The sequence below is a fragment of the Desulfovibrio legallii genome, assembly GCF_900102485.1.
In the GTDB taxonomy this organism is placed as follows: domain Bacteria; phylum Desulfobacterota; class Desulfovibrionia; order Desulfovibrionales; family Desulfovibrionaceae; genus Desulfovibrio; species Desulfovibrio legallii_A.
This window is the reverse complement of record NZ_FNBX01000011.1, coordinates 55,596-69,205: the sequence shown is the minus strand read 5'-3', so window position 1 is coordinate 69,205 and position 13,610 is coordinate 55,596. Positions and strand designations below refer to the sequence as shown.

Annotated in this window: 12 protein-coding genes; 7 read left to right on the top strand and 5 right to left on the bottom strand. The window is 67.9% G+C overall.

The features are described 5' to 3' along the window. Nucleotides 1-96 precede the first annotated feature (96 nt). Nucleotides 97-834, bottom strand: coding sequence for a molybdate ABC transporter substrate-binding protein (modA, locus tag BLS55_RS08000; protein ID WP_092154112.1), 738 nt, complete (start codon nucleotides 832-834; stop codon nucleotides 97-99). Nucleotides 835-992: 158 nt separating this feature from the next. Between modA and BLS55_RS07995 the strand changes: the two genes are divergently transcribed. The 7 genes from BLS55_RS07995 to BLS55_RS07965 all read left to right on the top strand — a co-directional run bounded on the left by BLS55_RS07995 (nucleotide 993) and on the right by BLS55_RS07965 (nucleotide 8,406). Next, nucleotides 993-2,117 (top strand): TOBE domain-containing protein, encoded by a 1,125-nt coding sequence (locus BLS55_RS07995; RefSeq protein WP_092154111.1) that lies wholly within the window; start codon nucleotides 993-995, stop codon nucleotides 2,115-2,117. Nucleotides 2,118-2,460: 343 nt separating this feature from the next. Then, nucleotides 2,461-3,501, top strand: coding sequence for a rod shape-determining protein (locus BLS55_RS07990; RefSeq protein WP_092154109.1), 1,041 nt, complete (start codon nucleotides 2,461-2,463; stop codon nucleotides 3,499-3,501). Between the two features lie 203 nt (nucleotides 3,502-3,704). Next, a complete protein-coding gene (gene mreC, locus BLS55_RS07985) occupies nucleotides 3,705-4,559 on the top strand; it encodes a rod shape-determining protein MreC (protein WP_257243188.1) in 855 nt (284 codons plus the stop codon). Next, complete coding sequence (locus BLS55_RS07980) at nucleotides 4,556-5,026, top strand: hypothetical protein (protein ID WP_092154105.1); 471 nt, start codon at nucleotides 4,556-4,558, stop codon at nucleotides 5,024-5,026. Before mreC ends, BLS55_RS07980 begins: the two co-directional genes overlap by 4 nt. Then, the gene (gene mrdA, locus BLS55_RS07975; protein WP_092154104.1) at nucleotides 5,010-6,914 is read left to right on the top strand and encodes a penicillin-binding protein 2; all 1,905 of its coding nucleotides are present in this window, start codon (nucleotides 5,010-5,012) and stop codon (nucleotides 6,912-6,914) included. The genes BLS55_RS07980 and mrdA overlap by 17 nt, the downstream gene beginning before the upstream one ends. A 14-nt stretch (nucleotides 6,915-6,928) precedes the next feature. After that, complete coding sequence (rodA, locus tag BLS55_RS07970; protein WP_092154103.1) at nucleotides 6,929-8,035, top strand: rod shape-determining protein RodA; 1,107 nt, start codon at nucleotides 6,929-6,931, stop codon at nucleotides 8,033-8,035. 26 nt (nucleotides 8,036-8,061) lie between these two features. Further along, the gene (locus BLS55_RS07965) at nucleotides 8,062-8,406 is read left to right on the top strand and encodes a bactofilin family protein (protein ID WP_092154101.1); all 345 of its coding nucleotides are present in this window, start codon (nucleotides 8,062-8,064) and stop codon (nucleotides 8,404-8,406) included. A gap of 250 nt (nucleotides 8,407-8,656) precedes the next feature. Here BLS55_RS07965 and cobM read toward each other — a convergent pair whose 3' ends face one another. The 4 genes from cobM to BLS55_RS07945 are packed head-to-tail and all read right to left on the bottom strand — an operon-like array spanning nucleotide 8,657 to nucleotide 13,443. Next, the gene (gene cobM / locus BLS55_RS07960) at nucleotides 8,657-9,484 is read right to left on the bottom strand and encodes a precorrin-4 C(11)-methyltransferase (RefSeq protein ID WP_180365424.1); all 828 of its coding nucleotides are present in this window, start codon (nucleotides 9,482-9,484) and stop codon (nucleotides 8,657-8,659) included. A gap of 49 nt (nucleotides 9,485-9,533) precedes the next feature. After that, on the bottom strand, nucleotides 9,534-11,276 hold the full coding sequence (gene cbiE / locus BLS55_RS07955; protein WP_257243187.1) for a precorrin-6y C5,15-methyltransferase (decarboxylating) subunit CbiE: 1,743 nt from the start codon (nucleotides 11,274-11,276) through the stop codon (nucleotides 9,534-9,536). Then, the gene (gene cbiD, locus BLS55_RS07950; protein WP_218970736.1) at nucleotides 11,273-12,571 is read right to left on the bottom strand and encodes a cobalt-precorrin-5B (C(1))-methyltransferase CbiD; all 1,299 of its coding nucleotides are present in this window, start codon (nucleotides 12,569-12,571) and stop codon (nucleotides 11,273-11,275) included. Before cbiD ends, cbiE begins: the two co-directional genes overlap by 4 nt. Further along, entirely contained in the window at nucleotides 12,568-13,443 is an 876-nt protein-coding gene (locus BLS55_RS07945; protein ID WP_092154097.1) for a histidine racemase CntK family protein, read from the bottom strand. Before BLS55_RS07945 ends, cbiD begins: the two co-directional genes overlap by 4 nt. Nucleotides 13,444-13,610 lie beyond the last annotated feature (167 nt).

The following is a 13,610-nucleotide window of genomic DNA, read 5'->3' as shown; positions in this document are numbered from 1 at the left end:
CGGCCTGTTTCGCGCGCGGGCTGCGCCCGCCGCGCCCTGTCCGTCTGGCTGCGGCCCTTGCGGGCCGCGGCCTCTTTTTCGGTTGCGGCCCTGCGGCTACGGCTTGGAGAAGCCGTACTTGGCCAGCACCTTCTGCCCTTCAGGCGAAAGCACGAAGTTGAGGAACTCCTGGCCCATCTTGGGGTTCTTGCCCGTGGTGGCCACGGCGATGGGGTAGGAGACGGGCTCGTGGCCGCCCACCACCATGGCCACGTCCACCTTGGAGGCCAGCTGCTTGGCGTCGGTGGCGTATACCAGGCCGGCGTCCACTTCGCCGCGGGCCACATAGTCCAGCACCTGGCGCACGCTGTTGCCCAGGATAAGCTGGCTCTGCAGGGCGTCCCACAGCTTGGCGGTAGTCAGCGCGGCCTTGGCGTAGCGGCCGGCAGGCACGGAAGCGGGGTTGCCCACGGCCACGCGCTTGTAAGCCTTGATGGCCTCAAGTTTGGCGGGCTTCTTGGCCCCGGCGGGCACGATGAGCACCAGGTCGTTCTGGGCGAAATTCTTGCGGGTGGCGGGGTCTACCACCTTGGAGGCCACGGCCTTGTCCATGGTGGCCTGGTCGGCGGAGGCAAACACGTCCACGGGCGCGCCTTCCTGAATCTGCTTGAGCAGCGGGTTGGAGGCGGCGAAGTTCACATGCACGGTGAGCCCGGCGTGGCTTTTTTCAAACAGGGTTTTCAGCTCGGTGAAGGCGTTGGTGAGGCTGGCCGCGCCGGAAACGGTCATTTCGGCCGCCCGGGCGGGCAGAGAGAACAGGGCCACACAGGCCAGGGCAAGGACAAGTTTCTTCATACAATCCTCCAGTAGCGGTGGCGCGGAGTGCGCGTTTCTCGCAGTCTACAACAGGCAAGGGGTCGGGCAAGGTCATCCCGTTTTTTTTAAAAAACGTGACAGCTGTACAAACGTGACCCTTTATCTGTATAAGATGAAAAAAAAAGACGGGAAAAAGCATGGAAAAGAGCAAGAACCGTGAGGAAATGGCCGCGCTGCTGCGCACCCTTTCGTCCGCGGACCGCGCCTGGCTCCGTCAGCGGCTTCTGCGGCGCGATTCCACAGCGCTGCTGCAGGATACCGGGCGCATCAGCCCGCGGGAGCTGCTGGCCGTGGAATCCTGGCTCTGGGAGCGCGCCAGCGCGGCTCGCGGCCCGCGGGAAAAACGGCCCCGGCTGCGCATGTGGCTCATTTTCATGCTCCTGCGCTACGCCGCCCTGCGCCTGGTGGAAATTTTTGTGCTCAAGCCCACGCATATGGACATGCAGGAGGGCGTCATCCGTGTGCCCGGCGTCAACGGCGCGCCCGGGCGCGAGGTGCCCTTGCCGCTTACGGTGAGCCGCAGGCTGCGCCGGGTGCTGGAAGACCCCGCCATGTTTCCGGAATCGCATGAAATTCTGCGCTGTGACGCCAGCTATGTGCGCCGTTGTCTGCAGCAGTGCGGGGCCGCCTGTGGTCTGCCCAAGGGCCTGTTGAGCGCCCGCGCCCTGCGCCATACCCGCGCCCTGGAGCTGGGCCGGCAGGGCCTGCCCCTGCCTGTGGTGGACATTTTTCTGGGCCGCAGGGCCGCGCCCGGACAGAGCGGGCTTATGCGCTGCGACCCGCAGGAGGCCCGGCGGCTGCTGCGCGAACAACTGCAAAGGGAGCGACCCATGAAAACCAGTGCCCGAAACGTCTTTCAGGGCCGCATCACCTCGCTGCGCAGCAGCGGTCTGCTGGTGGAGGTGGTGCTGCGCACCGCAGGCGGCCTGCGGGTGGCCGCCCTGATCACGGACGAAAGCCGCAAAACCCTGGCCCTGGCCGAGGGCAAGCTGGTCAACGCCAGCGTCAAGGCCCCCTGGGTGCTGGTGCAGGCGGGGGAACTGCCCAAAAACGCCCCCACTCCGGCGGAGAACTGCTTCGTGGGCGTGGTGGAGCGGGTGCGCGAAGACGAAATGGTGGCCGAAATTCTGGTGGCCCTGCCTGAAGGCAGCCTGGTCTGCGCGCTGCGCAACCGCAGCGCGGAAAACCCCGTGTCGCTCACGGCCGGGCAGAAGGTGACGGTTTTTTTTAAGGCTTTTTCCGTTATCCTCAACCTGGATTAACCTTGGCGCGTGTGGTTTTGTGGGGCGGCGTGCGCAGAGGCCGCGGCGGCGCGGCAGTGGAATTTTTTGCACGGCGGTCTGCCGCGCCCGGCGTCGGGCAGGCCGCAAAGCCTGCCGCGGCGGCAGCTTTTGCGCCTTCCGGCCGCCGCCGCCGGCCCCGGCGGCACGGACAAAGTTTTTGAACCCTCGCTCCGCCGTCTTGACTTCACGCCCGTTTTAGCGGAACTGTTTTCAGTCTGGCCTGACCAAAAAGGGCGATCCCTGTCCGCCGCGCAGCGGCGACGCCCGGTGCGGCGGTGTGGGGCGTCGGGCGGCAAGCAGCACAGCGAGGAAAGTGAGACGAATGTCCAAGCTTCTGGATTTTGCACTGGGAATGTTTTCCAATGACCTGGCCATTGACCTGGGCACGGCCAATACCTGCGTCTACGTCAAAGGGCACGGCATTGTTCTGCGCGAGCCTTCGGTGGTGGCGGTAAAAAAAGACTCGCGCGGCAACAACGTGGTCCTGGCCGTGGGGCACGACGCCAAGCGCATGCTGGGCAGAACGCCCGGCAACATCTGGGCCATCCGTCCCATGAAGGACGGCGTCATTGCCGACTTTGAAATCACCGAGGCCATGCTGCGCCACTTTATCGCCAAGGTGCACAATTCGCGCCGCCTGGTGCGGCCGCGCATCATGATCTGCGTGCCCACGGGCATCACCCAGGTGGAAAAGCGCGCGGTGAAAGAATCGGCCCAGTCCGCCGGCGCGCGCGAGGTTTATCTTATTGAGGAGCCCATGGCCGCGGCCATCGGCGCAGACCTCCCCATTCAGGAGCCCACCTCCAACATGGTGGTGGACATCGGCGGCGGCACCACCGAGGTGGCGGTGATCTCCCTTTCCGGCATTGTGTATTCGCGCTCGGTGCGCGTGGGCGGCGACAAGATGGACGAAGCCATCATGACCCACGTCAAGCGCAAGTACAACATGCTCATCGGCGAATCTTCGGCGGAAGAGATCAAGATCAAGATCGCCTCGGCCTATCCTCTGGACCCTGAGCAGCAGATCGAGGTCAAGGGCCGCGACCTGGTGACGGGCATTCCGCAGAACATCATCATCACCTCCGAAGAAGTGCGCAAGGCCATTTCCGAACAGGTGGACAGCATCGTGCAGGCCGTGCGCATCGCCCTGGAGCAGACCCCGCCGGAACTGGCGGCGGATATTGTGGACCGGGGCATTGTGCTTACAGGCGGCGGCGCGCTGCTCAAGGGTCTGGACCAGCTTTTGCGGGAGGAAACCTCCCTGCCCATTACCGTGGTGGACGATCCGCTCTCCACCGTGGTGGTAGGCACGGGCCGGGCTTTGGACAATCTGCACATCCTTAAGGAAGTGTGCATCGACTGAGGCCCGCCGTCCGGCCCGCCCCCGCGCCACATGTCGCCAGGCGGCGCCGTGCCGGAAGTTTCTGCTCCGGGGCGGCGCCGCGCGCTTTGCCCGCCGGCCGCGGCTGACGCTGCCGCGCGTTTTTTGGCAGGAGCGGAAGTTCCACCTCCCCCCGGGAGCACCCCTACGTGACACTGCGGCGTCTTCTCCTTCTTGCGGGCGTTTTGCTCATCCTGTTTCTGGGTATGTATTCCTGGAATCAGCGCACCCATGCACTGGACGGCCTGGCCGCCGAAGTGGGGCTGGAGCTGGCCGGGGCCGTGCTCAAGCCGGTGCGGGCCGTGCAGGATTCGGTAGGGGGCGTCTGGACCCGCTACTTTGACCTGGTAGGCGTGCGGGAAGAAAACGAACACCTGCGCCGGGAAGTGCAGGATCTCCAGGCCAGGCTGCTGGCCAACGGCGAGGATCTGGCCGAACTGCGGCGGCTGCGCGCTCTGGTGCAGCTGCCTGTGGACCAGAGCTGGCGGCCCCTGGGCGCACGCGTGCTGGCCGGGCGCATGGGCCCCAACGCCGTGCTGGACAGCATCACCATCAGCCGGGGCTACAGCACGGGCGGGCGGCCGGGCACGCCCCTGGTCACCAACCTGGGGCTGGTGGGCCGGGTGCTGCGGGCCAGCGCCCACAGCGCCATTGTCCTGCTGCTGACGGATCCCGCCAGCCGCATCGCCGTTTTTTCTCAGGAAAGCCGCGCCCCCGGCATCCTGACGGGCATGGGCACGGGCCAGAAGCTGGAGGTCAACTTCGTCCACCGCGACGCCAAGGTGCGCCAGGGCGAAATCCTCATTACCTCCGGGCTGGACGGCAAATACCCCAAGGGCATTCCCGTGGCCCGCGTGCTCAGCGTGGCCCCGTCCGACTACACCCAGTTCATGGCCATCAAGGCCGAACCCCTGGTGGACCTGGAGCACCTGGAAGAGGTGCTGCTGCTGGAGCCCACAGGCGTGGCCCCGCCGCCGGAGCTTGGCGCGCCGCCCAAGGAGTTCATCGGCCCGCCGGCCCCCGGAAGCGTCGCCCCATGAGCCGCCTGCGCAACGTCCTCTGGTGGGCGTGCTTCTGCGCCTGCGCCGTGGCGCTGCAGGCTGCCGTGCCGGGGCTGGACGCGCTGACCGTGGGCCTCATCATCCTGCTGCAGGAGCGCGACTACAAAAACATGCTCTGGCTGCTGCCCCTTTTTGTGCTGCTGCAGGAGGGCATGGGCACGCGGATTTTCGGCGGGATCATCGTCTGGTACGCGGCCGTCATCGTGCTGTTCAAGCTGGGGCGCTGGTTGTTTGAGGTGGAAAACTTCATTTTCGTCTTCCTGCTTTCGGCCTGTCTGGGCGGGGCCTACTACGGCGTCTCCTGGCTTATGGCCCCCTTGCAGGATTTGCCCTTCAACATGCGGGACACCCTGGACAAAAGCCTGATCCAGGCCCTGTTTGTGCCTTTTGCCTGGCGGCTTCTGGTGGCCGTCAGACCCGGAAGCCGGCATGAAGCGGAAAACTGATGCGCCCCTCTCCCCCTCCGTGGCGCGCGGGCCGCGCCGCGGCATCCGCTCCTGGCTGCGCATCCAGGTGGAGAGCGAAAGCTACCAGCCGCCGCGCGCCGGGGCCATCCTGCTGCAGGTCATGGTGGGGCTGCTGTTTTTTGTGCTGGTGGTGCGCTTCTGGTACCTGCAGGTGCACCGGGGCGAGGAATTTGCCCGTCAGGCCCAGGACAACCGCCTGCGCATCGAGCGCATCTTTGCGCCGCGTGGCCGCATTCTGGACGACAAAGGCCGCGTGCTGGCCGACAACCGTACGGCCTACGGCCTTTCCCTGGTGCGGGAAGACTGCCCGGACATCCCCGCCACCCTGGCCCAGATCAGCCAGTGGTCCGGCATTCCTCTGGCGCAGCTCTGGGAGAAATACCGCCAGGACCGCTTCAAGGTAAAGTCCTTTGAGCCGCTTTTGCTCATCACGGACATCGACTTTGACCTGGTGGCGCGCATTGAGTCTGAAATCCACGCCTGGCCCGGTCTGGAAGTGGTGGTGCGCACCAAGCGCAGCTATCCGGAAAAAGACCTTTTTGCCCATGTGCTTGGCTATGTGGCTGAGGCCAACGAGCAGGAAATGGCCGCGGACAGCTCCCTGGCCATGGGCGATCTGGTGGGCAAGCAGGGCCTGGAACTGGAGCTGGAAAAGCAGCTGCGCGGGCGCAAGGGGCTGTACGATGTGGAGGTGGACGCCCACGCCCGGGTGCTGGGCAAAACCCTGCGCGAAGAGCCGCGCGGCGGTCGGGAAATCCGCCTTTCCCTGGACCGCGACCTGCAGCAGGCCGCCTGGGAGGCCCTGGGCGGCGAGGCGGGCTGCGTGGTGGTGCTGGAACCGGAAACGGGCAAGCTGCGCGCCCTGGTCACCTCCCCGGCCTACGACAACAACCTCTTTGCCGCGGGCATCTCGCAACGGGACTGGGACGCCCTGCGCACCAACAACCGCTTCCCTCTCCAGAACCGGGTCATCCAGAGCGTCTATCCCCCCGGTTCGGTCTGGAAGCTGGTTATGGCCGCCATGCTCCTGGAGCGCGGCGGCAACCCGCGCGAAACCGTGTTCTGCCCCGGCCAGGTCAAACTGGGCAACCAGATTTTCCGTTGCTGGAAGCGCGGCGGCCACGGCTCCGAAGACCTGCTGCACGCCCTTATTGATTCCTGCGACGTCTACTTTTACATTATGGGCGAGCGCATGGGCATCGACAAAATTGAGGAATACGCCAAGGCCTGCGGCTTCGGCCGGCCTACGGGCATCGATCTGCCGCACGAAAAGTCCGGCCTGGTGCCCTCCCGGGCCTGGAAGCGGCGGCGCTTCGGCCGCCCCTGGGTGCGCGGCGAAACCTACAATATTTCCATCGGGCAGGGCTATACTCTGGTCACGCCCGTGCAGGTGGCCGTATTTGTGGCCGGGCTGCTCAACGGCGGCGATCTGCTCAAGCCCCAGCTGTTGGACGACGCCCCCCGCGAGGCGCGCGGCCGCATCCCCGCCAGGCCGGAAACCCTCAAGTTTGTGGTGGATGCCATGCGCCGCACTGCCGGCGGCGGCACGGCCAAGGTGGTGGGCCGCAAGGACGCGGATATGGGCGGCAAAACCGGCACGGCCCAGGTGGTCAAACTCAAAATGGCCGCCGGCGACCGCCGCCTCAAAAGTTCCGAAATGGAGTACGCCCAGCGCGACCACGCCTGGATAGCCACCTGGGGCGTGAAGGACGGCAAATCCTATGTGGTTGTCGTCATGGTGGAGCACGGCGGCGGCGGTTCCAGCGTGGCCGGCCCCGTGGCCCGCAAGGTGTATGAGTACCTTTTCGGGCCGGATTCCGGCACGCCCCCGCCCCCTGCGACGCCCGGCGGACGGCGCGCGGACTAACCCACGGACGCGGCATGGACAAACGCCTGTTCAGCTATCTCAACTGGGGCCTTCTGGCCTGCATGCTCCTGCTCTTTCTGGTGGGCGTGGGCAACCTCTATTCCGCCAGCGGCACGCGGGTGGAGACTGGCCTCGCCTTCTCCAGCTTCTACCAGCGCCAGCTTATCTGGGGCCTCTGCGGCCTGGGCGGCATGCTCCTGGCCATGAGCTTTGACTACCGCCAGCTGCGCAATCTGGCCTGGCCTTTTTTCCTCATCACCCTGTTCCTTCTGCTGCTGGTGCCCGTGGCGGGCAAGACCGTGTACGGGGCCAAGCGCTGGCTCTCCCTGGGCTTCATGAGCGTGCAGCCTTCGGAGCTGGCCAAGCTGGCCGTGCTGGTTCTGGGGGCGCGCCTTCTGGCCCGCGACGGCCGCCCCCTGGGCTGGAAGGACTTCTGCGCCGTGCTCTGCGTGGGGCTCGCGCCCTGCGCCCTGATCATCACCCAGCCGGACCTGGGCACCACCCTGCTCATCCTGCTCATCCTGGGGGGCATGATCCTCTTTCACGGGCTCCGCGGCTATGTGCTCAAAACCTGCCTCCTGGCCGTGCCCGCACTGGCCGCCTTCATGTGGTTTGTGGGCATGCACGACTACCAGCGCCAGCGCATTCTCACCTTTCTGGATCCCGGCAATGACCCGCGCGGCACGGGCTACCACATCATCCAGTCCCGCATCGCCATCGGCTCCGGCCAGCTCTGGGGCAAGGGCTTCAAAGAGGGCACCCAGAGCCAGCTGCGCTTTCTGCCTGAGCGCCACTCGGACTTCGCCGTGGCCGTGTTCGGCGAGGAATGGGGCTTTGTGGGCTGCGTGGTGCTGGTTACGCTGTTTTGCCTCTTCCTGCTCTCCATCTTCTCCACCGCGGTGCAGGCGAAGGACCGCTTCGGCAGTACCCTGGTGGTGGGCGTGTTCTTCTATTTTTTCTGGCAGATATTGATCAACATGAGCATGGTCATCGGGCTCATGCCGGTGGTGGGCATTCCCCTGCCCTTCATCAGTTATGGCGGCAGCGCCACGCTGGTCAACTTCACCCTGTTGGGCATTGTGCTCAACGTGTCCATGCGCCGTTTCATGTTCAAGGGGTAAACCGCAAGCCGAAAAAGGGGTTGGGCGTGGCCAAAGACGAAATAGCCTACCTGGGTTCCGATACCGTCTATGAAGGCAAACTGCACTTCAAAGGCACCGTGCGCATTGAAGGCCGCTATACCGGCGAAATCGTCAGCGAAGGCGTGCTCAATGTGGGCAAGGACGCCCAGGTGGAAGGCGTGCTGGACGTGGGCGAGCTGCTGCTCTCCGGCCGCTTTTCCGGCGAGGTCACCGCTCGCCGCCGCGTGGTGGTGTACAGCTCCGGACTGCTGGAGGGCCAGGTCTGCACCCCCAGCCTGCTCACTGAAGAAGGCGGCGTCATCGAAGGGCAGGTGCACATGAAAAACCCTGGCAAGCCCAAAGACGCCTGACGCGGAGCGCGGGGAGAAGATTTTTTTGTGGGGGGCAGGGAGTTTTTGTGAACAAAAGTTCCCTGCCCTCCACGCCCCCATCCTGCGATTTTTTGCCTATTCTTTAGAGCAGATTACCTTTGAGAACAGGCATTCTCAAAGTTTACGGCACGCTCGTTTCGGCGCTTACCAGCGCAAATAACTTGCGCTTACGCCTCCACAGCGGGCGTCTGCCCACGCAGCCGCCAGGGCATTTCAAAGTTGCAATGCCCTAAAATTTTTCTTTTTCCGGCGCGGGTTGCGCCGCGCGGCAGGCGTGGGAAAAATCCGCGGCGTAGAGGCGGGAGGTCGTGCCCTTGCGGCCTTCGCCGGGCAGGATAAGGAAGACGGTCTGCCGGGTGAGGTTGTGCGCTTCCACGCAGCGGGCCAAGGCGTCCAGGCGGGTCCAGTGGAGCTCCTCTTCGGGCCAGCCCACCAGGTGGGCGCAGAGCACGGCGGTTTCCGGCGGCAGGCGGCGCAGCAGCTCTTTTTGCAGCGTGCCGGCGTCGCGGGCCGAGAGGTAAACGGCCATGGAGCTGCCGTGAGCGGCCAGGGCGGCCAGGCTTTCCCGCTCCGGCACGGGGGTGCGGCCCTCCAGGCGGGTGATGATCAGGCTCTGGGTTATTTCCGGCACGGTAAAGGTGACGCCCCCGGCTGCGGCCGCCGCGCAGGCGGCGGTAATGCCGGGGATGACCCGCCAGGGTATGCCCTCGGCCTCCAGCAGGGCGGCCTGCTCCCGCAGGGCCCCGTAGAGGGAAGGGTCGCCCGTGTGCACGCGGGCCACCTTGCCCCCGGCCAGGGCCGTGGCCCGGACCAGGGCGTGGCATTCCGCCAGGGTCAGGGGGGCGGAGTCGAGCACTTCCGCCTCCGGCGCGGCGCAGGCCACCACTGCGGGCGGCACCAGCGAGCCCGCGTAGAGCACCAGGGCGGCCTCTTCTATGGCCTTGCGGCCCTTGATGGTGAGCAGCTCCGGATCGCCGGGGCCCGCACCCACAAAGCTGACCATGCCCGGCTGCGCGGCGCGGGCCGGGGCTTCCGTATCCGATGGGGTGGCATTCATGTTGTCGTCCTTGTTGCTGTAAGCCATTGCCGCACGCGGCGGCCTGCGCTCAGTCGGCGGCGGTTCCGGGCGCGGCGGCGCGCGGGGTCGGCTTCTGGGCCGCCAGCAGAAACACGGGGTTCATGGCGGCGAGGTGAACGTCGTCCCCCAGGGGACGGGCCGCGGCGGCGGCGATCTGCTCCAGTTCCACAGGCCAGCCCAGGCGCTCAAAAAAACTGCGGCAGAGGCAAAGGGTCTCCAGCAGCACGCAGCTGACCACCACCCGGCCGCCCGCAGGCAGCCGGTGGCAGACGTGGCCCAGAATATCCTCTCCGTCCTCGCCGGAAAGCCCGCCGCCAATGAAGACGCGCTGCGGGTCCGGCAGGCCGGGCAGGCACTCCGGCGCTTCGCCCAGGCGCACGTCCAGGATGGCCACGCCGAAGCGGCGGCGGTTTTCCTGAATGCTCATGGCCCGCCCGGCAGAACGCTCCACAGCCACCACCCGGCCCTCGTGGGCCAGCACGGCGGCTTCCAGCGCCACGGCCCCGGAGCCCGCCCCGATGTCCCAGACCACATGGCGCGGCGCAATGCGCAGCAGGGCCAGGGCAGCGGCCCGCACGGGTTTTTTGCTGATCAGGCCCCGCTCCACGGCCAGTTCCGCGCTGTCCAGGCCCAGGCAGGGGCGGCGCGGGGCCTCACGCGGGGTAAGCAGCAAGGTGCAGACCGGGCCGAAATTGCGCCCCGCGGCCGCGGCCATGCTCAAATGGCTCACGGTTTCATCCGGCGCGCCCATGCGCTCAAAAATATGGGCGTCAAACCAATCCACGCCCCGGTCCAGCAGGTGACGCACCAGCACGTCCGGGCTCATGCGCGCGTCCGTCAGCACGCAGAGGGGGGCGTTTTTCCCCGCGGCCACGTTGAGGGGGCCCAGGTCGTCCCGCCCGTGCAGCGAAAGGCAGATGACCTTGTGCCAGGGCAGAGCCAGACGGGCGCAGGCCTGCTGCAGTGAGCTGACCGCGGGCAGCAGCCGCACGGCCTCCTCCCCCAGCAGCCGCACCAGGGTGGCCCCGATGCCGAAAAGCAGAGGATCGCCGTCGGCCAGCACCAGCACCGTATCCCCCACGGCGCGCATCTGGCTCAGGCGGGTGACCACGGCTTCCAGGGGCGTGGTCAGGGGCAGCAGCCGGGCCTTGAGGGGCGGCTCGGCCAGGGATGTGCGAGAAGGAACAGGCGGCAAGGCCGCCGCATCCTGTGTCTCCTCTGCGGCGTCCGCTGCCGTGTTCGCTTCTTTGTCCGCTGCGGGGCCCGCCGCTGTGTCCCGCACAGCTTTGGGGTCCGCCGCTTCGGGGTCCGCAACGTCCCGCCCAGCCAGTTCCTGAAGCAGCGCTCTGCCGCCGCAGATCACGTCCGCCATCAGAACCAGCGTCCGCGCATAGGGCGGCAGGTCGGCCAGGCCGTGGAAGCGGCCGCAGTCCAGCCCCAGCACGGTGATGGGCGCGGGGGCCGCCGTGGTGGGCTCAAAGACGAACATGGACTGGAGCATCTGGGCCATGGGCGGCCAGTCCTCGGCGTCGGGCGTTTCCTCGGCGTCGGGCGCGCTGTCGGAGGACGCGGAGGATGGATCGGCAAGGGCGGCCAGGGGCGCAGGCAGTGCGGCCGCGGCGGCGGGGGGCGCGATCTGCTCCGGGGGGGCGGGGGCGTCCGCCAGGGGCGGCGCGGCGGGATCCGGAAGAGCCGCGTCTGCCGGAGCGGCGGGCCGGGCTGCGACGGGTGCCGGCAGGGGTAGTCCGGGCAAGAGGGCTTGTTGTTTCATAGGCATGCCAGCTCCCTGCCGTCGGTATGAAAAAGGTGCAGCCGCACGGGACGGCCGGCAAAGGCGGCGGCCACCGCCGCAGCTTTGGTCGTTGCGGCGCGCAGCACGGCGGGGCCTGCGGCTTCGGACAGCAGCAGCTCCAGGGCCTGAGCCGCTGTGGTGCAGCGGGCCACGGCGGGGGCGCAGGTTGCGCCGTGTTCCCGGCACAGGGCGGCCAGGGCCGTCAGGTCCAGATCGGCGCTGCGGGCGTGGGTGTAGGCATGGCCCTGGGCCAGCTTGAGCAGCTTGCCGAAAAAGCAGCCCCAGATAATGTCCACGCCCGGCAACGCGCCGGCAGCTTTGAGAGAAAAGGCCGCAAAATCCGCCGCCTGCACAAAGGCCTGGGGAGGGAGCCGGGGGTAGCGGGCCATGAGCAGCCGTTCGGAGCGTCGCCCCGTGCTCAGGGCCACGGCGGGGCAGCCCGTGGCCAGGGCCACTTCCAGCCCCTGGGCGATGGTGGCCTTCCAGGCGGCGTGGCTGAACGGGCGCACCGTGCCCTGCGTGCCCAGGATGGAAATGCCCCCCACAATGCCCAGCCGGGGATTGAAGGTGCGCGCGGCCAGGGCCGCGCCTTCGGGCACGCTCACCAGCGCGGTCAGGGGGCGGCGCGGGCCGGGGCGCGTGGACAGCGCGTGGCGCAAGGCCCATTCCATCTGCTGGCGCGGCACGGGATTGATGGCCGCCGCACCCACCGGCACGGGCAGGCCCGGCAACGTGACCCGGCCTACGCCGGGCCCGCCGTCAATGCGGATGGGCGGAAAAGCCTGCGCATCCCCAGGCGCGCCGGACCCGGACGCGGCCGCCGCGGCCGCCGGGGCGTTCTGTTCCGCCGCCATCCTTGTGGCTTCCTCTATTATAATAGTGACGGTAATGCGCGCGCCGTTGGTGGCGTCCGGATCGTCGCCGCCGTCCTTAAGCACTACGGCGTGGGCCGCGCGTCCGGGGGGCAGCGGCAGGGCGGCCAGCTCCGGCGCGGGGCCGGCCCCGCAGGCGGCCACGGGCAGGGTGCGCCAGCCGTGGGGCTGCGCATCGCCGGACGCTTCCGGGCCAGGGGCGGCGGGGACAAGCGCTTCCGGGCCAGGCGTTTCCGGGCAGGCAGCGGCAGGGCGGCCAGGCCGGGGCGCGGGGGCAAAGGGGGGCAGGGGCACCTCCACCTCTGTGGGGGCGCTGCCTTCGCGCAGCAGGCACAGGGCCGCCAGGGCCGCGCCCGTGGCGGCGCTGCCCGTGGTGAAGCCTTCGCGCAGCGCCGTTTTCATAACTGTGGGGCATCCTCCAGCCAGGCCCGGCCCCGCGCCACAAGGGCCACGGGACCGTCCACCCCGGCCCAGGCGGCGGTTCCGCCCGCGGCGTTTTCTTCATAAAGGCGCACCCGCAGCACAGAGCCGGAGGGCTGGCCCAGGCGGAAAGCGCGCCCCTGGTCCAGGCGGGCAAGGTGCAGGGCCAGGGCCAGCGCGCCGGAGCCGCAGGCGCTTTCCAGAAAGGTGGTGTCCGCATCCCGCACATGGACCAGGGGCGTCATGCGCAGCGCCGCGTCCGTGCGCCGCCACCAGACCACGCCGGCGGCAGCTTCCGCCTCCAGGCCGTAGCGGTGGCGACAGGCGGCGGCGGCCGCGCGGCAATCCTCAGGGAGGGGATGCCGGGCCTCGTCCAGCAACACATGGCAGATGCCCGGCAGGCGCGCCAGGCAGACGCCGGGGGCGAGATCCTCCAGGGGGCAGGGCGGCAGGGGCAGGCGGGCCTCCACCTGCCAGAAGGGCCCTGCGCCGCGCGTGTGCAGGAGCACGGGCGCGGGCCAGCCGGAAACGTGGAGCGTGTCCAGCCGGTCCGTACCGCAGGGGGCGGCCGCTGCCTTGGGCAACGCCTTCTGCGCGCCGCGTCCGGCCGCCGCGTCCGTAAGGGCCAGCAATGCGCCCACGGCGCGGCTGGCGTTGACGCAGAACTCGCCGCCGGCCATGCGCAGGCGGCGTGCGGGCAGGTCCACAAAGCCCGCCTGCTCCCCGCCCAGCAGGGCAGGGTTGAGGGCCTGAGCGGCCAGACGGGCCTGGGCGCGCGCGTCAAGCCCGGCGGCGGGGAAGAGGAGGGTGGCGTTGCCGCCGGGGCTCCATTTGGAAAAGGGCAGTACTGGCATGCGGACGATCCTTGACGCTTCATAAAAGTATGCCCCATGCGCAGGGCGCTGTCCAGCGAAGGGGCCGGGCCGAAGCTGCCCGTGCGGCGGCGGCTGGAGCGCCTTTTCCATTTATGCCTTGCGGTTTTTCGCAAAGCCGGGTATGGGAAAAGCAGTTACCGTTCCCG